Genomic DNA, 22,583 nt, shown 5'->3' on the forward strand with positions numbered 1-22,583 from the left:
ATGAAAAGAAAACTCTCCTTGATTTGTGCAGTGGCAGTGGGAATGGCTGGTTGGTCATCCTTCGCCTCTTTTGCGGCGCCGGCGACAGCCGTGGCTGCGGCGCCAGCGCCTGCGGCGACGGACCCGCTAGCCGGGGGCCTGACGGCTCCGGCCCCGGTCATTGCCGACAGCCAGCCGACGGCAACCCTTGCCGCGCCGCCGGCGCCTGCGGTGGTCATGGAGAATGTTCCGTCCCGCGACGTGAAGCTCTCTTTCGCCAGTATCGCCCCGGCTCCGGGCAGTATGATACTGCGCGGGGCGCATCCCGACGGCTCGGTAGAGTTTGGTATGCGCAGCGATGAGGTCGTGACGAAAGCCCTGCTGAATCTCGACTATACGCCGTCCCCTTCGCTGCTGCCGGTGCAGTCGCAGCTGAAGGTGTACCTCAATGATGAGCTGATGGGCGTCCTGCCGGTTACCAAAGAGCAGCTGGGTAAAAAAGTCAGCGCGCAGATCCCTATCGATCCCCTGTATATCACCGACTTTAACCGCGTGCGTCTGGTGTTCGTCGGCCATTATCGCGATGTGTGTGAGAACCCGGCCAGCAGTACGTTATGGCTGGACGTCGGGCGTGACAGTAACCTGGACCTGACCTATCAGGCGCTGGCGGTGCGTAACGATCTGTCCCATTTCCCGGTGCCGTTCTACGATCCCCGGGACAACCGTTCGCTGACGCTGCCGATGGTTTTCGCCTCCTCACCGGATGCGCAGCAGCAGCAGGCGGCGGCGATTGTGGCCTCCTGGTTCGGCAGCAAAGCCGGCTGGCGCGGCCAGGCGTTCCCGGTACTGTTTAACAAACTGCCGGATCGCAACGCCATCGTGTTTGCGACCAACGATAAGCGCCCGGACTTCCTGCGTGAACATCCGCCGGTGAAGGCGCCGACCATCGAAATGATTAACCATCCGGACAACCCTTACGTCAAGCTGCTGGTGGTCTTTGGGCGCGATGACAAAGACCTGCTGCTGGCCGCGAGGGGGATTGCGCAGGGCAATATTCTGTTCCGCGGCAGCAGCGTCGTGGTCGACGATGTCAAAGAGCTGCAGGCGCGCAAACCGTATGACGCGCCGAACTGGGTGCGTACCGATCGTGAAGTCACCTTCGGCGAATTGAAAACCTACGAACAGCAGCTGCAGTCCAGCGGTCTGGTGCCGGATTCCATTAACGTGGCGCTGAGTCTGCCGCCGGATCTCTATTTGCTGCGTGCCAACGGCATCGACATGAGGCTGAACTATCGCTACACCATGCCGCCGATCAAAGACAGTTCGCGCATGGATATCAGCCTCAACGACCAGTTCCTGCAATCCTTCAGCCTGAACAGCTCTCAGGACGTGAATAAATTGATATTGCGTCTGCCGGTGCTGCAGGGGCTGCTGGATGGTAAGACGAACGTCAGTATCCCGGCGCTGCGCCTCGGGGCGATGAACCAGCTGCGTTTTGATTTCCAGTACATGAACCCGATGCCGGGCGGCTCTATCGATAACTGTATTACCTTCCAGCCGGTACAGAACCACGTGGTGATTGGTGACGATTCAACCATCGACTTCTCGAAGTATTACCACTTTATTGCCATGCCGGATCTGCGCGTGTTTGCCAATGCGGGCTTCCCGTATAGCCGGATGGCCGATCTTGCTGACACGCTGATTGTGGTGCCACCCGCACCGACTGAGGGTCAGGTGGCGACGCTGCTGGAATCCGTTGGCGGTATCGGCGCGCAGACTGGTCTGGCGGCTATCAATGTGCAGCTCACCGATGATGGCAGCAAAATTAAGGATAAAGACGCCGACCTGCTGTTGATTGGCGCGATTCCGCCAGCGCTGAAAGATGAGACCAAAATTAGCCTGCTGGTCGATGCGACAAAGAGCTGGGTGAAGATGCCGATGCGCCATTACGATCTGCCGAGCATCTATCCGGATGATGAGGCCAGAACGCCCAATACGCGCACGGATATCACCTCCTCCGGGCCAATGGCGGCCATTATCAGCTTCCAGTCGCCGTATTACGATCAACGCAGCGTCGTGGCGCTGCTGGCGGACAGCCCACGCGGTAACGAGCTGTTGAACGGTGCGCTGAACGACAGCGGCAAGCGGGCGGCGATGTTTGGTTCCGCTGCGGTGATTCGTGAATCCGGCGTGAACAGCCTGCGGGTGGGCGACGTCTATTATGTCGGACACCTGCCGTGGTTTGAACGAATCTGGTTTGCGCTGTCCAGCCACCCGGTGCTGCTGGCCATTCTGGCTGCGGTGAGCATTGTGCTTCTGGCCTGGGTGCTGTGGCGCATGCTGCGTATTGTCAGCCGTCGTCGTCTCCACCTTGATGATGAGTAAGCGATGATGAACCCGATTCGCGGAGTCATCCTGTCGGTTCTGATGCTGGCGGCGGCACAGGTAAGCGCCGCCTGCCAGTGGCCGGCCTGGGAGCAATTTAAAAAAGAGTATGTGAGTACCGAAGGGCGGGTGGTTGATCCCGCCGATTCGCGAAAAATCACCACCTCCGAAGGGCAAAGCTACGCCTTGTTCTTCGCGCTGGCGGCAAACGATCGCGACGCTTTCGGCAAGCTGTTCCAGTGGACCCAGAACAACCTGGCGGCGGGCGATCTGCGTGCGCACCTGCCGGGCTGGCTGTGGGGCAAAAAGAGCGATGAGGAGTGGACGCTGCTGGACAGCAACTCCGCGTCCGACTCCGATTTATGGATAGCCTGGTCGCTGCTGGAAGCCGGGCGGTTGTGGCAGATGCCGCAGTACACCGAGGTGGGCAAGGCGCTCTTGTCACGTATCGCCGATGAAGAAGTGACGGATGTGCCGGGTTTCGGACCGATGGTGCTCCCCGGTAAAGTTGGCTTTGTCGACGATAAAGGCTGGCGCTTTAACCCCAGCTACCTTCCGCCACAGCTTGCCAGCTACTTCAGCCGGTTTGGCGCCCCGTGGCCGAAACTGCGCGACAGCAACCTGCGTTTTCTGCTGGAGACGGCGCCCAAAGGTTTTTCTCCTGACTGGGTGCGTTACGAAAAAGGACAAGGCTGGCAGCTGAATGCGGACAAACCGATAATCGGCAGCTACGACGCGATTCGCGTCTATCTGTGGGTCGGGATGCTGGATGATGGGGATAAACAGAAAGCGCGACTGCTGGCGCGTTTTAAACCGATGGAAGCGCAGACGATTCGCCAGGGCGTACCGCCGGAAAAAGCGAATATCGCAACCGGGAAAACGACCGGCAACGGCCCGGTCGGATTTTCAGCGTCGATGCTGCCGTTTTTACAAAATGACGACGCCCGGGCGATACAGCGCCAGCGCGTCGCAGACCACTATCCGGGCGCCGATGCCTACTATAGTGCGGTCCTGACGCTTTTTGGCCAGGGATGGGATCAACATCGTTTTCGTTTCACTGCGGGTGGCGAATTACGACCTGACTGGGACCAGGAATGCGTAAGTTCAGATTAAGTATTATCACCTTGTCTCTCGGGATCGCCCTGCTGCCGCTGGCGCAGGCGGCGACAACCCCTGCCCAGGAGCATCTGCTGGAGCAGGTCCGGCTGGGCGAAGCGAGCCATCGTGAAGATCTGGTTAAGCAATCCCTCTATCGCCTGGAGCTGATTGACCCGAATAATCCGCAATTAATTGCCGCGCGAATGCGTTACCTGCTGCGCCAGGGCGACACCGACGGCGCCAAAAAACAGCTCGACAGGCTGGCAAAACTGGCCCCCGATTCCGCAGAACTGAAATCCTCCCGTAGCGAAATGAACCTCAACACCGGCGACGGGAGGCAGGAGCTGCAGCAGGCGCGCTTGCTGGGAGTGTCGGGACGTGTAGAAGAGGGGGTGGCCGCCTTTGAAAAATTGTTCGGCGGCGTGCCGCCCGATCAGACCCTCGCGATTGAATACTGGGCGCTGGTGGCGCGCCTCCCGGCGCGACATAAAGAAGCCGTTGCTCAGCTGAAGAAGCTGGATGCCAGCTCCCCGGGCAATGCCGACCTGCAGGCGGCGTTGGCCAAACAGATGTTTGCTGACGATAAACCGGCGGAAGGGTTTGCCTATTTAGAACAAATGTCGCGTTCGGCCGCCGGTCGCGGCGCTGCGGCCGATATGTGGCTTAGCGAAATCAAAGATATGCCGGTCAGCCGGGCCAGCGTGCAGCAACTGCAGCGTTTTCTGGTCCTGTTCACCACCGGTGAATCGGCAGCGAATGCCCGCGTGTTGCTGGCTCAGCAGCAGGCGCAACTTCAGGATCCGGCATTTCGCGTGCGTTCCGAAGGACTGGCGGCGGTCAAAAATGACAACCCCGCCCAGGCCGTGGCCAATTTACAGCAGGCCGTGCGGGCCGATGCCAGGGACAGCGACGCCGTGGGCGCGCTGGGCCAGGCCTATTCGCAGCGTGGCGACAGAGCCCGTGCCGTCGCACAGCTGAACAAAGCGATCGCGATGGATCCGAAAAGCCCGAATCGCGATAAATGGGACAGCCTGCTACAGACGAACCGCTACTGGTTGTTGATCAAGCAGGGCGATAATGCGCTGAAGGCCGGCGAGCTGGATCGGGCACAAAACTATTATGCGCAGGCTCAGCGGGTCGACAGTAGCGATAGCTATGCGGTGCTTGGGCTGGGGGATGTGGCGGCAGCGCGCAAAGATAATGCGGCAGCGGAGCGCTATTATCAGCGTACCCTGCGGATGGATCGCGGCAACAACCTGGCGGTTCGCGGGTTGGCTAATCTTTATCGTGCGCAATCGCCGGAAAAAGCCAGCGCCTATATCGCCAGTCTGTCGCCTGCCCAGCGGCGCAGCATTGATGATATCGAGCGCAGCCTGACCAATGAACGACTGGAAAAACAGGCCGAAGCGCTGGAGAGCCAAAGCAACTGGGCGCAGGCGGCGGAGGTCCAGCGTCGGCGCCTGGCGCTTGACCCGGATAGCGTGTGGATTACCTATCGTTTATCCCGTGATTTAGTCAGCGCAGGCGAACAGGCGGAGGCCGATACGCTGATGCGTAATATGGTCAGCCGTAAGCCGGGGGATGCCGAGCGGGTTTATGCCTGGGGTCTCTATTTATCCGGCAATAATCAGGACGATCTGGCGCTGGCGCAGCTCGCTACTCTGCCGCGCGGCCAGTGGACGGATAACATTCGTGAGCTGGATGCGCGCTTACAGAGCGATAAGGTGATACGCCAGGCTAACCAGCTGCGCGACAGCGGCCGGGAAACACAGGCTATCGCCCTCATTCAACAGCAGCCGCCGTTGGTTCGCTACCAGCTTACGCTTGCGGACTGGGCGCAGCAGCGCGGCGATAGCCAGACGGCGATTGCGCAGTACAACGCGGTGCTGAGTCAGGAGGCCGACAACGGTGATGCCCGTCTGGGACTGGCGGAAGTCTATCTTGCCGAAGGCGATAAAAATGCCGCGCGCGCGCAGGTCAGCCAGCTGAAAGGCGGAGAGACCGATTCCATCAATATGCAGCGGCGGGTGGCCCTGGCGAATGCGGGGTTTGGCGATACAGCCCAGGCGCAGCAGATTTTTAACCGTATTATCCCGCAGGCGAAAGCGCAGCCTCCGTCAATGGAAAGTGCGCTGGTGCTGCGCGATGCGGCCCGGTTCCAGACCCAGAACGGCCAGCCGCAGATGGCGCTGGAGAGTTATAAAGATGCCATGGTGGCTTCTGGCGTGACCCCGGTCCGCCCGCAGGATAACGATGCCTTTACCCGCCTGACCCGCAATGACAGCAGCGATGACTGGCTGAAGCGCGGGATCCGCAGCGACGCCGCGGATCTCTATCGCCAGCAGGATCTTAACGTCACCCTGGAGCATGATTTCTGGGGATCCAGCGGCACCGGCGGTTATTCCGATCTCAAAGCGCACACCACGATGCTGCATGTGGATGCGCCGCTCGCCGACGGACGCATGTTCTTCCGTACCGACCTGGTCAATATGGATGCCGGCAGCTTCTCAACGAACAGCGACGGTAGCTATTCGCCAAACTGGGGGACCTGCGGTGAAATTGCCTGCACCAGCGGTAGCAAAAACCAGACCGACGGTGGCGCCAGCGTTGCGGTGGGCTGGAAGAACGAGACCTGGAGCGCGGATATCGGTACCACTCCGATGGGCTTTAACGTGGTGGATGTGGTAGGCGGCCTGAGCTACAGCAACGATCTCGGGCCGATCGGCTACACCCTCAATATGCATCGCCGGCCGATTTCCAGCTCGCTGCTTGCCTTTGGCGGACAGAAAGACAGCAGCAGCCATACCGGGACAACCTGGGGCGGCGTCCGGGCTGACGGCGGCGGCGTGAGCATGAGCTACGATAAGGGCGAGGCCAACGGCGTCTGGTCTTCGTTGGGCGTCGATCAACTCACGGGAAAAAACGTGGCCGACAACTGGCGCGTGCGCTGGATGACCGGTTACTACTATAAAGTCATCAATGAAGATAACCGCCGCGTCACGGTGGGCCTGAACAATATGCTCTGGCACTATGACAAAGATCTGAGCGGCTATACCCTCGGCCAGGGCGGCTACTATAGCCCGCAGGAGTATATCTCGTTCGCGGTACCGGTCACCTGGCGGCAGCGGACGGAAAACTGGTCATGGGAACTGGGGGGATCCGTCTCCTGGTCGCACTCGCGTACCAAAACCATGCCGCGCTACCCGCTGCTGAATTTGATTCCCTCAGACTATCGGGCCGATGCCAGTCAGTTGACGGAACAAGGCAGCAGCAGTCAGGGCTTTGGTTACACCGCCCGGGCGCTGGTTGAGCGACGAGTTACCGGCAACTGGTTCGTGGGGGCGGCGGTGGATATTCAACAGGCGAAGGATTATACCCCGAGCCATGCGCTGCTCTACGTGCGCTATTCGGCCGCCGGCTGGCAGGGTGATATGGATATGCCGCCACAGCCGCTGGTACCCTACGCGGACTGGTAGCAGAATAGCCTGAATTACGCGATCGGGCGTCACTCCAGCCGCCGGTTCGCGTATACTCGTCAAACTTCGCCCGTCTTTGTTCATTCTGGCCGTCTTTCCCTCGGTGGCGCTACGCTTACCGGGGAGAGAGACCCATGCTGTCGCCTGGCTCCGGTAAGGGGGCAGCGGCAATCCGGGAAAATAACCCGCAGACGTCACGTCACCCCTTGCGGACGTGGGCGAAGGATTTAAGTATATAATCAGCCTGAAAACGACCGGTTTTGATGGAATGAAACCGGGTAGGTGTTAAGTATCAGTGGAGAACCCAGTTGCGCGTCAGCCGCTCACTTACAATTAAACAGATGGCGATGGTCGCGGGCGTGTCCATGGCGTTTGTATTGGTATTTTGTTCTATTTTGCTGTTTCACTTTGTGCAACAGAGTCGCTTCATTACGGCCACGCAATTAGAAAGTATCGCTCGTTCCGTTCGCGAACCCCTGTCGGCGGCTATCCTGAAAGCGGATATCCCCGAGGCGGAAGCCATTCTGGGGCGTATCCAGCCTGCTGGTATTGTCAGCCGGGCGGATGTGGTGTTGCCCAATCAATTTCAGGCGCTGCGGATGCGGTTTATCCCGGAGCGTCCGGTACCGGTGATGGTGACCCGCGTTTTCGAACTCCCGGTACAGATCTCCCTGCCGATTTACTCCCTGGAGAGGCCAGCCAACCCGCAGCCGATAGCCTATCTGGTGCTGCAGGCCGACTCCTGGCAGACCTACAAATTCGTCATGAGCGTACTTTCTACGTTAGTGACTGCTTACTTCTTGCTGGTGCTTATTCTGACGGTGGCTATCACATGGTGTATCAACCGTCTGATCGTCCGTCCGCTGCGTAAGCTGGCTCGTGAGCTCAATGATGTTGCGCCGCAGGACCGGCTCGGGCACCAGCTGACGCTGCCGCGTCTGCACCATGATGATGAAATCGGCCTGCTGGTGCGCAGCTATAACCGAAACCAGCAGACCCTGCTGCGTCAGCACGATGAGCTGACCTTACAGTCCACCCGCTTCCCGGTATCCGAGCTGCCGAATAAGGCCTTTTTGATGGCCCTGCTGGAGCAGACCGTCGCCCGGCCGCAAAGCTCAGCTTTGCTGGTTATCGCCTGTGAAACATTGCAGGACACCGCGGGAGTACTGAAAGAGACCCAGCGCGAGATCCTGCTGCTGACGCTGGTGGAGAAGCTGCGGGGGATCATCCCGCCGCGGATGGTGCTGGCTCAGATTAGCGGCTATGACTTCGCCATTCTGGCCCACGGAATGAGCGAGCCGTGGCACGCGGTGACATTAAGTAAGCAAGTGCTCACTGTTATAAATGAACGGCTGCCGCTGCAGGGTATTCAACTGCGCCCCTGCGCCAGCGTGGGTATTGCGATGTTTAACGGCGAACTGAGCGCGGAACAGCTCTATCGTCGGGCATTTTCTGCCGCCATCGCCGCGCGGCATAAAGGTAAAAACCAGATTGAATTCTTCGATCCGGCCCAGATGGAAAAAGCCCAGCGTCGGCTGATGGAAGAACACGATATCCTTACCGCGCTGGATAATCATCAGTTCGCTATCTGGCTCCAGCCACAGGTTGATGCCGCCAGCGGTGAGGTCTGCGGAGCGGAAGTGCTGCTGCGACAACGCCAGCCCGACGGAAGCTGGTCGCTCCCTACGGATCTGATTGAACGCATTGAAGCCTGTGGGCTGATGGTGCCGGTGGGTTACTGGGTGATGGAAGAAGCCTGCCGCCAGCTGGCCGCATGGCAAAGCCTGGGCATCATGTTGCCGCTGTCGGTGAACGTTTCGCTGCTGCAGCTACTGCACCACGATCGCGGTACCGAGATGCTGACATTACTGGATCGCTATCGCATCGCGCCTGGGACGCTGGTGCTGGAGATTACGGAAAGCCGTCATCTGGACGACCCGCAGACGGTGGTGTCGCTGCTGCGTCCGTTGCGTGAGGCGGGCGTGCGGATTGCGCTGGATGATTTCGGGATGGGCTACGCCGGGCTGCGTCAGCTCCAGCATATGAAATCGCTGCCGGTCGATATCCTGAAAATCGATAAAGCCTTTATCGATATGCTGCCCGAGGATACCAGCATGGTTCCGGCGATTATCCAGCTGGCACGCGGCCTTAATCTGCGCATCGTGGCGGAAGGAGTGGAAAAAGAAGCGCAGTATCACTGGTTGCAGGCGGCCGGTGTGGATGTTGTTCAGGGGTTCCTGTTTGGTTGCGCTTTGTCGCAGGAGGCCTTTATGACGCAGTTCTTGCGCGGCAAGAATGAAGGGGGTGCAAGCTTGTAACGCGGGTGGTGAACTTGTGCGTGTCAGCTCAAAGTTTTTAACAATTCCGTTGCATTTTTGCGGTTAGTTATTTCTGAAATGTTTCCCTGGTGTTACTTTTAAGCCACAGACAGCCTATACCCCTTCAAGGTCTGTGGTTTTACCCAAAGGACACCCTATGAAAACCTCTCTCTTCAAAAGCCTCTATGTGCAGGTTTTGTCGGCCATTGCGATCGGTATTCTGCTGGGCCATTTCTACCCGGAACTGGGCGCGCAGATGAAACCTCTCGGCGATGCCTTCGTTAAACTGATAAAAATGGTTATCGCGCCGGTTATTTTCTGTACGGTTGTGACCGGCATTGCCGGGATGGAAAGTATGAAAGCCGTCGGCCGTACCGGTGCGGTGGCGCTACTCTATTTCGAAGTGGTCAGTACCGCTGCGCTGATTATCGGCCTGATTATTGTTAACGTGGTGCAACCCGGCGCCGGAATGAACGTCGACCCGGCGACCCTGGATGCCCATGCGGTAGCGGTCTACGCCGAGCAGGCGAAAGAACAGGGCATTGTCGCCTTCCTGCTGGATATTATCCCCGGCAGCGTCATCGGCGCCTTTGCCAGCGGCAATATCCTTCAGGTACTGATGTTTGCCGTGCTGTTTGGCTTTGCGCTGCATCGTCTCGGGAGCAAAGGCCAGCTCATTTTTAACGTCATCGAAAGTTTCTCGCAGGTGATCTTCGGCATCATCAATATGATTATGCGCCTTGCGCCAATCGGTGCTTTCGGGGCCATGGCCTTCACCATCGGGAAATACGGTGTCGGCACCCTGGTGCAACTGGGCCAGCTGATCGTCTGTTTCTATATCACCTGTATCCTGTTCGTGGTGGTGGTACTGGGTTCGATTGCCCGCGTGACCGGGTTTAGCATTTTCAAGTTCATCCGCTACATCCGTGAAGAGCTGCTGATTGTCCTTGGGACCTCTTCGTCCGAATCGGCGCTGCCGCGTATGCTGGACAAGATGGAGAAGCTGGGCTGTCGTAAATCGGTCGTGGGGCTGGTGATTCCAACCGGCTACTCTTTTAACCTCGACGGGACCTCGATCTATCTGACGATGGCGGCGGTGTTTATTGCCCAGGCGACGAACAGCCATATGGATATTTTCCACCAGATTACCCTGCTGGTCGTGCTGTTGCTCTCCTCAAAAGGAGCGGCGGGGGTGACCGGGAGCGGCTTTATCGTTCTGGCGGCAACGATTTCTGCGGTCGGGCATTTACCGGTCGCCGGTCTGGCGCTAATCCTCGGGATTGACCGCTTTATGTCTGAAGCACGCGCGTTGACCAACCTGGTGGGCAACGGTGTGGCGACTATCGTGGTGGCAAAATGGGTGAAAGAACTGGACAGCAAGCAGCTGGATGATGTCCTGAATAATCGCGAGCCGACCAACAAATCGCACGAATTATCCTCTTAAATCCTTCTGTTAGGCCCGTTGTCCTTGCTGGACTCCGGGCTCCTGCGCATAATTAGGTATCATTCCCCGCCGCAGGGGAATGATACGAAATGATTATTTTACGTCTCCGTGCGACATTTTCATCTCCGCGTGGTCTAACCGACGTACTTCGTTCACCATATTTTTTGGCAGCCCGTGCGCGGGTTGCTTTTGTAACCAGGAATGTTCATCAGGGGTTCACATGCAGGGCACAAAAATTCGACTGTTAACGGGTGGTTTGCTGATGATGGCAGCAGCCGGTTATGTGCAAGCAGAAGCGCTCCAGCCGGACCCGGCCTGGCAACAGGGGACTCTCGCTAATGGACTTCAGTGGCAGGTTTTAGCCACGCCGCAGCGCCCTAGCGATCGTATTGAAGTCCGTCTGTTCGTAAATATTGGCTCGCTGAGCGAAAGCACTCAGCAGAGCGGCTTTAGCCACTTTATTCCTCGTCTGGCGCTGACGCAGAGCGGCAGTCTGCCGACAATGCAGGCGCGTTCGCTATGGCAGCAAAGCATTGACCCCAATCGTCCGATGCCGCCCGCGCTTGTCTCGTATAACTACACCATGTTTAATCTCAGCCTGCCGAATAACCGCAACGATCTGCTGAAAGAGGCGTTGAGCTGGCTGTCGGATGCCAGCGGAAAGCTGGTCGTGACGCCAGAGTCGGTGAATCATGCCCTGCAGGGAGATGACATGGTGGCGACCTGGCCGCTGGACACGAAAGATGGCTGGTGGCGCTATCGTCTGAAAGGTTCCACGATGCTGGGACATGATCCAGGCGCCCCGCTGAAAAAACCGGTCGATATTGCCCAGCTGAAGGCGTTCTATCAGAAATGGTATACCCCGGATGCCATGACGCTGATCGTGGTGGGGAACGTCGATAGCCGCAGCGTGGCGGAGCAGATCAACAAGACCTTTGGCGAGCTGAAGGGCAAACGCGAAACGCCGGCGGCGGTGCCGACGCTGGCGCCGCTCCCGACGACACCGGTGAGCATCATGACCAGGACGGTGCGTCAGGATAAGCTGTCGATCATGTGGGATTCCCCGTGGCAGCCGATTCGCGACTCGGTGGCTCTGCAGCGCTACTGGCGTGACGATCTGGCGCGTGAGGCGCTGTTCTGGCATGTGCAACAGAGCCTGAGCAGGAGCAACGCGAAAGACGTTAACCTCGGCTTTGACTGCCGGGTGCTGTATCAGCGTGCTCAGTGCGCCATTAATATTGAATCACCGGGCAACAAACTCAACGCAAACCTGACCGCCGTCTCCCGCGAACTGGCGAAGGTACGCGATAACGGCTTGCCGGAAGAAGAGTTTGATGCGCTGATTGCGCAGAAAAATCTGGAGCTGCAAAAGCTGTTCGCCACCTACGCGCGCACCGATACCGATATTCTGATTAGCCAGCGTATTCGTTCATTGCAAAACCAGGTGGTGGACATCGCGCCGGAGCAGTATCAGAAGCTGCGTCAGGAGTTTCTGGACTCTCTGACCGTGGATATGCTGAACCAGTATCTGCGCCAGCAGCTGTCGCAGGATATGGCGCTGGTACTGCAGCAACCGCAGGGTGAGCCGGAATACAATATGAAGGATCTGAAGGCGACATGGGAAAGGCTGATGATGCCAGCCCCGGCTGCGGCAACCAGCGGCGGCGCAGCTGACGTGCATAACGATGCCTCGGATATCCCCTCAGCGCAGTAATGCAGCCACAGCCCGGGAGTTCCCGGGCTGAAGCGTAACGCTCTTTCCGGGATTACTGCGGCATCGCGTCGCGCGGGATAATCGCCCCACGATACTGAATGACCGTGCTGGCCGTCAGGTGGCCGCGTCTGGCGGCAGACTCCGCATCACCGCCGGTCAGACGCACCGCCAGATAGCCGGCGCTAAACGAATCGCCTGCCGCGGTGGTATCCACTACGCACTCTTTTGCCAGTTTCACGGCCGGTACGTCCAGCAGCGGCTGGCCGGCGATCGCCACCAGGCATGAATCCGCGCCGCGCTTCACCACCACCTCTTGCACGCCTGCGGCATGAGTACGGGCAATCACTTCATCGACCGGCTTTTCACCCCACAGCGCATCTTCGTCATCCAGCGTCAGGAAGGCGATATCGGTGCAGGCCAGCATTTGTTGATAGACCTCGCGAGTCTCTTCCTGGCTGCCCCACAGGCGCGGGCGGTAGTTATTATCAAAAATGACCTTCCCGCCGTTAGCGCGGCATTCGCGCAGCAGCGTCAGCAGCTTGTCGCGGCTGGTCGGGCTGAGGATGGCCAGGCTGATTCCGCTGAGATAGAGATAGTCAAAGGTGGCCAGCTCTTCGCAAATTGCGGCTGCCTGCTCGCTCTCCAGCCAGAATTTTGCCGCCGCCTCGTTACGCCAGTAATAAAAGGTGCGCTCGCCGGTATCGTCGGTTTCGATGTAGTACAGCCCGGGTAAGCGGTCGGCCATACGCTGAATCAGGTTGGTGTGGACATTCTCCTGCTGCCAGGCATCCAGCATCTGCTGACTGAATCCATCCGTACCGAGCGCGGTAACGTAGTGGACGGCAAGTGCGCTGGCATCGGTCTGGCGCGCAATATAGACGGAAGTGTTTAAGGTATCGCCGCCAAATCCGCGGTTTACCGCCGCGTTTTTCTCTGACAGCTCAATCATACATTCGCCAATGACGGCAATTTTTTTAGACATAATCATGACCTGAGATGGAATCGAATGCGCGCTAGTGTGCGCCGCGCCGTTTTTATGGTCAATTATATTAAAACAATGTTCCATTATTTTTTTGACCTGACGCGTGGAATGTGACGAAAAGCGCATTTGTCAGAGAAAGATGTGCTTTTCAACTATATTCAGGACTGACGAGACGCAAAAGGAGCGGAGAGGGGATGACCAGAACCCATAAAACGATTGCCATTATCTCGGGAACGATACTCGTAGCGATCGTTCTGTTTTTCATCGTGCTGGCGACCTTTGACTGGAATCGCCTGAAACCGACGATCAACCAGAAGGTCTCAGCCGAGCTGAATCGTCCGTTTGCGATTCGCGGCGACCTCGGCGTTGTCTGGGAGCGCCAGCCTGGCGAACGCGGCTGGCGGCGCTGGATCCCCTGGCCGCACGTCCATGCCGAAGATATTGTTCTCGGCAACCCGCCGGCGATCCCTCAGGTCACTATGGTGCATCTGCCGCGAGTTGAAGCCACCCTGGCGCCGCTGGCGCTGCTTACCAGAACCGTTTATCTGCCGTGGATTAAGCTGGAACAGCCCGATGCCCGCCTGATTCGGCTGTCGGAAAAAAATAATAACTGGACCTTTACGCTGGCCTCCGACGCCGCGTCTACCGAGCACTCCGCCTCTTCCGGCTGGTCTTTCCGCCTGGATAATATTCTGTTCGATCGCGGACGGATCGCCATTGATGACAAGGTGACGCGCGCGGATATCACGATCCTGGTCGATCCCCTCGGCAAGCCGCTGCCCTTCAGCGAGGTGAGCGGCGAGAAGGGCAAAGAGGGGGCGGAAAAAGCCGGAGACTATATTTTTGGTCTGCAGGCGAAGGGGACCTATAACGGGCAGCCGCTGCAGGGCAGCGGTAAAATCGGCGGCATGCTGGCGCTGCGCAGCGAGGGGGAGCCGTTCCCGCTGCAGGGGGACTTTCGCTCCGGAAATACCCGGGTCGCCTTTAGCGGCACGGTCAGCGATCCCCTCAATCTCGGGGGCGTGGATCTGCGCCTGAAGTTCTCCGGGGCGTCGTTGCGGGACCTGTACGACCTGACCGGCGTCGTGCTCCCGGATACGCCGGCCTTCTCGACCGACGGCCATCTGCGGGCCACTTTTCAGGATCCGCAAGGCGCACGTTTCGCCTATCGTGATTTTAACGGGCGGATTGGCGAGAGTGATATCCACGGTTCCTTGACCTACAGCACCGGCAAACCGCGGCCGAAGCTGGAGGGCTATGTTGCTTCACGACAGCTACGGCTGGCGGATCTCGGCCCGCTCATTGGCGTGAATGCGAGCACAAAAGCCGCCGGAGGCGAGCAACGTAAAGGCACGGCCTCAGCGCAGCCTGCCGGGAAAGTGCTGCCCTACGATCGCTTTGACACCGATAAATGGCAGCTGATGGACGCCGATGTGCGCTTTAAAGGCGGGCGGATTGAGCACGGCGGCAGCTTGCCGATTAGCGACCTTTCTACCCATGTGATCCTGCAACGAGGTGACCTGCGTCTGCAGCCGCTGCGCTTTGGTCTGGCGAACGGCACCATTGCCGGCAGCCTCCATCTGCAGGGCAATAAGAAACCGCTGCAGGGGGAAGCCAACCTGCAGGCGCGGCGTCTGAAGCTGAAGGCCCTGATGCCGAAAGTCGAGATGATGCAGAAGACGCTCGGGGAGATGAATGGCGACGTACAGCTACGCGGGAGCGGTAATTCGGTGGCGGCGCTGTTGGGCAACAGCAACGGGAATCTCAAGCTGCTGATGAACGACGGTCTGATTAGCCGCAACCTGATGGAAATCCTCGGCCTGAACGTGGGTAACTACGTTATCGGGCAGATATTTGGTGATGATGAGGTCCGGGTGAACTGCGCGGCGGCAAACATCAATGTAACTAACGGTGTGGCGCGGCCGCAGATTTTTGCCTTTGATACCGAAAATGCGCTGATTAACGTGACCGGTACCGCCAGCTTTGCTTCGGAACAGCTCGATCTGACCATTGATCCGGAGAGTAAGGGGCTGCGTATTATTACCCTACGTTCTCCGCTGTACGTGCGCGGGACCTTTCAATCGCCGAATGCCGGGGTGAAGGCGGGGCCGTTGATTGCGCGCGGCGCGGTAGCGGCGGCGCTGGCGACATTAGTCACGCCGGCGGCGGCCCTGCTGGCGTTGGTATCGCCTGCGGAAGGGGATGCCAATCAGTGCCGGGCGATTTTATCGCAGATGAAAAAGTAAGCGGACGGAGGACGCGTGCCCGGCGCGGTGCGCCGGGCAGTAAGGGATTACAGCGACTGATGGCGCGTTTCGTGGGTCAACAGCAGCGCAATCAGCGTCAGCCCGGCCATGGCCGCGAGGTAGAGGCCGACCGCCATCAGACCATAGTTGCCCTGTAGCCAGGCGGCAATATACGGTGCGACGGAGGCGCCGAGAATCGACGAAACGTTATATGAGAACGAGGCGCCGGTGTAGCGAACTTCCGTCGGAAACAGCTCCGGCAGCAGCGCCCCCATCGGGCCGAAGGTCAGCCCCATCAGGCTCAGGCCCAACAGCAGGAAGGCAAAGACGAGCACCGGCTGACCGGAGCCCAGCAGTGGTTTGAAAGCAAACAGCGCGAAGAGGATGATCATCGAGGTAATCACGATCATGCTCTTACGACGACCAAACGCGTCGGCCAGCAGGCCCGCCACCGGCACCATCACGCCGAAGCCAATCACCGCCATCATCAGCATCCACAGCACTTCGTTCCGCGGCAGGCCGAGACCCACCGGCGCGGCGCCGGTACTGAACGTCATGGAGTAGACGGTCATGATATAGAACAGGGTATAGGTCGCCAGCATGATAAAGGTGCCCAGAACGGTGACGCGTACATGCCTGGTCAGCAGAGTTCCCAGCGGAATTTTAACCTGTTTCTTCGCGGCGGCGATTTTGGCGAACACCGGCGTCTCGTGCAGCGACACACGCACATACAGCCCGATAATCACCAGCACAGCGGAGAAGATAAACGGTACGCGCCAGCCCCATGCCATAAACTGCTGGTCGGTCAGCAGCCAGGAGAGCAGCAGGAAGGTGCCGTTGGCGAAGAAGAAGCCGATAGGCGCACCGAGCTGCGGGAAAGAGCCGTACAGCGCGCGTTTGCGCGGAGGGGCGTTTTCAGTCGCCAGCAGCGCCGCACCGCCCCATTCGCCGCCCAGTCCCAGACCCTGGCCGAAGCGCGCCAGCGCCAGCAGCATCGGTGCAAGAATACCAATGCTCTCGTAGCCGGGCAGCAGGCCGATAACCACCGTGGAGATCCCCATGGTCAGCAGCGAAGCGACCAGCGTGACCTTACGGCCAACGCGATCGCCGAAGTGGCCAAATAGCGCAGAGCCAATCGGGCGGGCGATAAAGGCAATGGCAAACGTCGCCAGCGACTGTAGCGTAGCTGCGGCCGGGTCACCTTGCGGGAAGAAAATATGCGGGAAGACGATCACCGCGGCGGTGGCATAGATATAAAAGTCGAAGAACTCAATGGCGGTGCCGATGAGGGAGGCGACGACGACTTTATTGCGCGAGTTAACCGGAGCGGTTTCCTGCGGCTTGTCGAGTGTGGTGGCTGTGGCTTGCATAGATCTTTCTTATTTTTTAGCGAACGAAAGGTCATATAGCCACAGCAAAAGGGACATTTCAATCTGTAACAGAGGGCGCTGTCGGTGAAAAAATGGCCAAAAAGCGGATAATTTGTGTGCCGGAAAAATAACTTCTATGAAATGCTTCACATAAATAAAACAATAGTAGATAAAACCAGTTTTGAGTTAAATAAAAGTTACACGTTGGATTTATCTGCTGAAATGATGATTCGGGCTGAATTTTGTACCTCTCTTCAGCCCGAAACGGCGTCAATCGTGGGCTTTGCCCGGCATCCGACGGTCATCCTTGTAGTCGGCCGTGGCGATCCACGCCGCGCAGAACAGCGTCAGGCGGGCGAAGAAATAGAAGAAGGCCATCAGGCCTAATACGGAGCCAAAGGCGGCACCGGAAGGCGATTTCACCAGCGCGGGCAGCGTCCAGGTCATGATCATTTTTATGATTTCAAAACCGATAGCCGCAATCAGGGTGCCGCGAATCAGCGCCTTGCGCCGCGGGCGGTGGCGCGGCAGACGCCAGAAGATCCAGAAAAACAGCAAATAGTTGGCGAAGATGGAGATAGCAAGGCCGATCAGCCGCCAGGCCGGTTTTAACCACTCAATATTATCGAGATAGAGCGCGGAGATGATCATCTGCTGCGCGGAACCGGCGACGGAGGTTATCGATAACGTCACCACCAGCGCCACCAGCAGGCCGATCAACGAGATAAAATCGCGGAAGTATTTCATCCAGATCTTTTCCTGGTCCTGCGGCGCTCGCTCCCAGACGTCGCGCGACTGGGCGCGAATCGCCTCCCGCAGGTTGCCCATCCAGTTAATACCGGAATAGAGCGCGACCAGCAGACCGACCAGGCCAACGGCGGTGCGTTGCTGGATGGCGGTATTAATGGTGTTTTTCAGCGTGGCGGCCAGCGTGGGGTCGCTGACATTCAGCAGGATTTTATCGAAAATATCCTGCAGCAGCGTCGGGTGCCAGGCCAGCACAAAACCGGCGGCGGCGAAGGAGACCATCAGAATCGGGATCATCGACAGAAACGAGAAGTAGGTGATGGCGGCGCCGAACTGGTTTCCCATTCTGTCGTTAAAACGTTCGGTTGCGCGCAGCAGGTGCGCAATAATTGGGTTTCTCTGAACTTTTTCTGCTGTTCCGGTGACGGTTTTTAACGCCTGATTCGCCTTCTGCGCCACGGCAGAGTCGTTGATGGCGGCCAGCGGGCTTTTACTTTTTTCCGGCGGCTGGCCCGGATCCTGGGTCGGGCGTTTCGCGTCGTTTTCCGATGTCATGAGTGATTTCTTCCTTTATTTACAGCGAGATTCTTCAAAATTATATACGTAAAATCCTTCATCGACCTGTGAAGCGTCCGCACGACAGCCTGGGACCCGGCGGATAAAGGGCGGCGTCGCCTAATCGACGTACTCTTTCATCACGCTCCCCAGCCACTCCATAAACAGATGTACCCGGCGGGAAAGGTTGCGTCGGTGCGGATAGATTAACGATACCGGCAGCGGTTCCGCGCGATACTGCGGCAGGATGTCAATCAGCTCGCCGGTGCGCAGCGCTTCGCGGACGCCGGTACGTGGAACCTGGATAATCCCCAGTCCGGCCAGGCAGGCGGCTTGATAGGTTTCCGTACTGTTGACGGTAAGCGTGCCGCCGGTTTTCACCCACTGGACGACGCCATCGCTCATCACCTCAAACCCCAGCGGCCGGGCGCCGGGGGTGCTGGCATAGTGGATCAGGGCATGACCGGCCAGATCGTCGAGCGTGGTCGGGTAGCCGAAGCGTGATAAATACTGCGGGCTGGCACAGTTAATTTGCGTCAGCTTACCCAGCGGACGGGCGATCAGGCCGGAGTCTTTCAGCGTGCCGACGCGCACCACGCAGTCAAATCCCTCGCGAATCACATCCACCAGCCGGTCGCTACTGCTCAGTTCCAGTTCAATCCCCGGGTACTGCTGTAAAAAAGCCGGCAGGCGCGGAATGATCAGTTTCCTGGCCAGCCCGACCGGCATATCCACCCGCAGGCGGCCGCTGATGGTGGCCGGATCGTGCTGAAACATGCCGTCCAGCTCATCGAGATTGCTGAGCAGATCTCTGGCGCGTTCGTAATAGACCATCCCGTCCTGGGTGAGCTGAACCCGGCGCGTGGTGCGGTGCAGCAGGCGCACCCCCAGATGGTTTTCCAGCGCCTGAATCTGGCGCGAGACGCTCCCTTTAGGCAGGCTTAAGGTTTCGGCGGCGCGGGAAAAACTCTCCAGCTCAGCGACGCGGATGAACAGCTGCATTGCGTGAATTTTATCCATACCGAAACCCTATTGTTGTTAATGCTGGAACAGTAAAACGTAATTTAGCGCATTTATTGTTTCGCTGGCAGCTAATAAGCTCTTTCACCAGACAAACGCAACTGAGAAGGGGTTTCTGATGACACAACGTATCGCTTTAGTGACCGGCGGCAGCCGTGGACTGGGAAAAAATGCAGCGCTGAAGCTGGCAGAGAAGGGAACCGATATTATTCTCACCTGGCATAGCAACCCGCAGGCTGCCCAGGACGTCGTGGATGAAATTGAGCAAAAAGGGGTGAAAGCCGCGGCATTGGCATTGAACGTCGGTGATACGGCGAGCTTTGACACTTTCGCTCAGAATGTGGCTCAGCTGCTGCAACAGCGCTGGCAGCGCGATACCTTTGATTATTTATTAAACAATGCCGGCATCGGTTTAAACGTCCCCTTTGCAGAGACCAGCGAAGCACAATTTGATGAGCTGATGAATATCCAGTTTAAAGGACCGTTCTTCCTGACCCAGCGCCTGCTGCCGCTGCTGGCGGATAAGGGACGTATCCTCAACGTGTCGAGCGGGCTGGCCCGCTTCGCGCTGCCGGGCTATGCCGCCTATGCGGCGATGAAAGGGGCGATGGAGGTGCTGACGCGCTACCAGGCCAAGGAGCTGGGAGGGCGCGGGATTTCCGTTAATATTATCGCGCCAGGAGCGATAGAAACCGATTTTGGTGGTGGAGTGGTACGGGATAATGCTCAGGTTAATCAGCATATTGCGGCGCAAACGGCGCTGGGTCGGGTAGGGTTGCCAGATGACATCGGCGATGCGATCGCGGCATTGTTGAGCGATGACCTGAGATGGATGAACGCGCAGCGCGTGGAAGTTTCCGGCGGCATGTTCCTGTAATCGTAATCGCCTCTCCGTCTGCGGAGAGGCACCGCGTTCAGCTTATATCTTCAGCGTGTGATAATCGCGACGCAGCAGGCCAAACAGCCAGTCATTATGCCAGCGTCCGTTCAGCCAGTAGCATTCGCGCAGCTCACCCTCCTGCAGGAAACCGGTTTTCTGCAGCAGATTTCGCGAGGCTATATTTCCGGCGGTGACCGTGGCGGTCAGCCGACGTACGCCTCCGGCGCTGAAGGCAAAATCACAGAGCGCACGCAGGGACTCATAACCATAGCCGCGCCCCTGCGCGGCCGGGGTAAATAAAAAGCCCACTTCGGCGCAGCCGCCTTCATGGTGCAGGTAGCCGGTCAGACCCAGCGGTATGCGGGTTTCCCTGTCGCGCACGACCAGGCACAGCCACTGTTTTGCCCCTGGCGACCACGGCGAAATACGCGAATCGAAGGCCTCGCGTATTTCAGACAGCGGACGTGAATCGGCTATATAAAGCATCACCTGCGGATCTCTCTGCAGAGCGAGAAAAAAAGACCAGTCCTCCTGCTTCAGCTGTGAACAGTGCAGCCGTGGCGTAAGCAATTCGGTCATGAAAACAATTCCTGCGGAATGAGATGCTATGACCATAGCAGGACATGAATTGTCGGAACAGCACCTGGTTATAAGGGTTCGCCGTACAGCCCTATCAGCCGGCGCACCACGCCGTTGGTCCAGCCGAAGCCATCCTGTAACGGGTATTCACCGCCACCGCCTTCGTGGGCAACACCGCCGGCGATGTGGTACTTCTCAATCAGCTTATGGTGCTGCTTGTAGAAATGGTTCACCGTTTGCAGCCAGCTGTGGGCAATTTCGTCGCCGAGCGGATCCTGGCCGTACAGTTTAAAGCCCTGGATCGCCATCCACTGTAGCGGCGCCCAGCCGTTGGGCTTATCCCATTGTTCGCCGCTGTCATATTCGGTGGCCATGATGCCGCCGGGGGTCAGCAGACGAGCGCGTACCGCATCGGCGAGCCGTTCTGCCTGTTGGTGTGTGGCCATGCCGACATACAGCGCTACGATGCTGGCGGCGGAGAAGAGCGCCTGCTGTTCGCGTCGCCAGTCGTAATCACGAAAACAGCCGCCCTCTTCATCCCATAAATAGCGGTTTACCGCTGATCGGCGATCGCTGGCCTTCTGGCGAAAAGCCGCTTCCGTTTCCCGGTCGCCTTTCAGGCCGGAAAGATTGGCGATGGTGTTTTCCAGTTTGAATAAAAAGGCGTTTAAATCGATCGGAATAAACTGGGTGGTACGGATGCTCGCCAGCCGGGTGATATCACGCAGCCAGCGGCTGGAATAGTCCCAGCCGGAGGCCGCACCGGCGCGCAGGTCCCGGTAGACTTCGTTGGCCGGGCGGCCCGAGTGTCTTGCCGTTTCCACATCTTCCCGCCACGATTCATCCCGCGGCGTATCGCGGTCGTCCCAGTAGCGATTGAGTAACGACCCGTCCGGCATACGTACCGTGTGGCGATAGGCCTGATTGGGAATTAATGAATCCGCGCCGTCCATCCAGAACTGGTACTCCAGCTTCAGATGATCGAGGTAGCGCCGCGCGCCGCGCACGCCATCCTCTTCAAACAGTTCTACCATCAGGGCAAACACCGGCGGCTGCGAGCGGCTGAGATAGTAGGTGCGGTTACCGTTAGGAATATGGCCGTAGGTCTCAATCATCCACGCGAAGTTGTCCGCCATACATTTCAGCAGGTCTTCGCGGCCACTTTCCGCCAGCCCCAGCATAGTAAAGTAGGAGTCCCAGTAGTAGGTTTCGCTAAAGCGCCCGCCGGGCACGATATACGACTGCGGCAGCGCCAGCAGCGATGACCAGGGAATATGATCCTGCGGCTCGCGGGTGAGAACCGGCCAGAGGTGATCGATATGCTCTTTCAGCGATCGCCGGGGATCTGACACGTAGTCGTCAGTGCGGTTGTCCGGCATCCAGAAGTGCTCTTCAACAAACTGGCGCAGGTCGAATCCAGGCTGGTGCTTCACCCGCCGATAGTGGATCAAGATATCCAGCGGGTCTTGCTTTGGCGCGCAGTCGGGGAAGGTTTTGCTGTCGGCAAAGATGCGTGATTTCTGCACATGCGTAAAGAGTTCCAGATAGCGGTCGGCGGGCGTCAGGGCATCAGAGGCCGGCAGGCCTTCGATGATCTCCGGCTCCGGTTCGGCATCGAACATTTCATCCAGTTTTAACTCATACGGATCGGCTTCATAGCACAGATCGCGCTCGATCTTCGGTTCATCGCCATTATCGTTGCGTAGTGTCTGGCTGGACATAGTGATACGGACCTCCGGTTCGCGTCAGTTCAGGGCGCCGGGCCTCTCCCGGCCTGACTATTAAGCTTA

Annotated in this window: 14 protein-coding genes; 8 read left to right on the plus strand and 6 right to left on the minus strand. The window is 58.3% G+C overall.

Going from position 1 to position 22,583, the window contains the following annotated elements; genetic code table 11:
• The 6 genes from bcsB to AC236I_RS01215 all read left to right on the plus strand — a co-directional run bounded on the left by bcsB (position 1) and on the right by AC236I_RS01215 (position 12,414).
• Positions 1–2,364: a cellulose biosynthesis cyclic di-GMP-binding regulatory protein BcsB gene (bcsB, locus tag AC236I_RS01190; RefSeq protein ID WP_064367942.1), complete on the plus strand. Its 2,364-nt coding sequence runs from the start codon at positions 1–3 to the stop codon at positions 2,362–2,364.
• A gap of 3 nt (positions 2,365–2,367) precedes the next feature.
• Positions 2,368–3,477 carry a cellulose synthase complex periplasmic endoglucanase BcsZ gene (bcsZ, locus tag AC236I_RS01195; RefSeq protein ID WP_004868720.1) on the plus strand — a complete coding sequence of 370 codons (1,110 nt, stop codon included), beginning with the start codon at positions 2,368–2,370 and terminating at the stop codon, positions 3,475–3,477.
• Positions 3,459–6,938: a cellulose synthase complex outer membrane protein BcsC gene (gene bcsC, locus AC236I_RS01200; RefSeq protein WP_032718367.1), complete on the plus strand. Its 3,480-nt coding sequence runs from the start codon at positions 3,459–3,461 to the stop codon at positions 6,936–6,938. Before bcsZ ends, bcsC begins: the two co-directional genes overlap by 19 nt.
• Positions 6,939–7,246: 308 nt before the next feature.
• Positions 7,247–9,256: a biofilm formation regulator HmsP gene (hmsP, locus tag AC236I_RS01205; RefSeq protein ID WP_004868715.1), complete on the plus strand. Its 2,010-nt coding sequence runs from the start codon at positions 7,247–7,249 to the stop codon at positions 9,254–9,256.
• Positions 9,257–9,413: 157 nt separating this feature from the next.
• Positions 9,414–10,700, plus strand: coding sequence for a dicarboxylate/amino acid:cation symporter (locus tag AC236I_RS01210; RefSeq protein WP_004868713.1), 1,287 nt, complete (start codon positions 9,414–9,416; stop codon positions 10,698–10,700).
• Between the two features lie 220 nt (positions 10,701–10,920).
• Positions 10,921–12,414: a M16 family metallopeptidase gene (locus AC236I_RS01215; RefSeq protein ID WP_004868711.1), complete on the plus strand. Its 1,494-nt coding sequence runs from the start codon at positions 10,921–10,923 to the stop codon at positions 12,412–12,414.
• Between the two features lie 52 nt (positions 12,415–12,466).
• Here the strand turns inward: AC236I_RS01215 and kdgK are convergent, their stop codons facing one another.
• On the minus strand, positions 12,467–13,396 hold the full coding sequence (kdgK, locus tag AC236I_RS01220) for a 2-dehydro-3-deoxygluconokinase (protein WP_032718456.1): 930 nt from the start codon (positions 13,394–13,396) through the stop codon (positions 12,467–12,469).
• 194 nt (positions 13,397–13,590) lie between these two features.
• On the opposite strand from kdgK, the gene AC236I_RS01225 reads away from it, so the two are divergent.
• Positions 13,591–15,642, plus strand: coding sequence for an AsmA family protein (locus AC236I_RS01225; RefSeq protein WP_487608676.1), 2,052 nt, complete (start codon positions 13,591–13,593; stop codon positions 15,640–15,642).
• A 47-nt stretch (positions 15,643–15,689) separates the two neighbouring features.
• On the opposite strand, the gene AC236I_RS01230 is transcribed toward AC236I_RS01225, so the two are convergent.
• From AC236I_RS01230 to AC236I_RS01240, 3 genes are all read right to left on the minus strand, one after another.
• Positions 15,690–17,012 (minus strand): MFS transporter, encoded by a 1,323-nt coding sequence (locus AC236I_RS01230; protein ID WP_004868705.1) that lies wholly within the window; start codon positions 17,010–17,012, stop codon positions 15,690–15,692.
• Between the two features lie 270 nt (positions 17,013–17,282).
• Complete coding sequence (gene yhjD, locus AC236I_RS01235) at positions 17,283–18,314, minus strand: inner membrane protein YhjD (RefSeq protein WP_004868703.1); 1,032 nt, start codon at positions 18,312–18,314, stop codon at positions 17,283–17,285.
• A 120-nt stretch (positions 18,315–18,434) separates the two neighbouring features.
• A complete protein-coding gene (locus tag AC236I_RS01240) occupies positions 18,435–19,334 on the minus strand; it encodes a LysR family transcriptional regulator (RefSeq protein ID WP_004868701.1) in 900 nt (299 codons plus the stop codon).
• A gap of 118 nt (positions 19,335–19,452) precedes the next feature.
• On the opposite strand from AC236I_RS01240, the gene AC236I_RS01245 reads away from it, so the two are divergent.
• Positions 19,453–20,211, plus strand: a complete 759-nt coding sequence (locus AC236I_RS01245; protein WP_004868698.1) for an SDR family NAD(P)-dependent oxidoreductase — start codon at positions 19,453–19,455, stop codon at positions 20,209–20,211.
• A 42-nt stretch (positions 20,212–20,253) separates the two neighbouring features.
• Here AC236I_RS01245 and AC236I_RS01250 read toward each other — a convergent pair whose 3' ends face one another.
• Positions 20,254–20,793 (minus strand): GNAT family N-acetyltransferase, encoded by a 540-nt coding sequence (locus AC236I_RS01250; RefSeq protein WP_004868697.1) that lies wholly within the window; start codon positions 20,791–20,793, stop codon positions 20,254–20,256.
• A gap of 68 nt (positions 20,794–20,861) precedes the next feature.
• The gene (locus AC236I_RS01255; RefSeq protein WP_048022844.1) at positions 20,862–22,514 is read right to left on the minus strand and encodes an alpha,alpha-trehalase; all 1,653 of its coding nucleotides are present in this window, start codon (positions 22,512–22,514) and stop codon (positions 20,862–20,864) included.
• Between the last annotated feature and the right edge of the window lie 69 nt (positions 22,515–22,583).

Source organism: Klebsiella sp. Sb-30 (genome assembly GCF_057652795.1).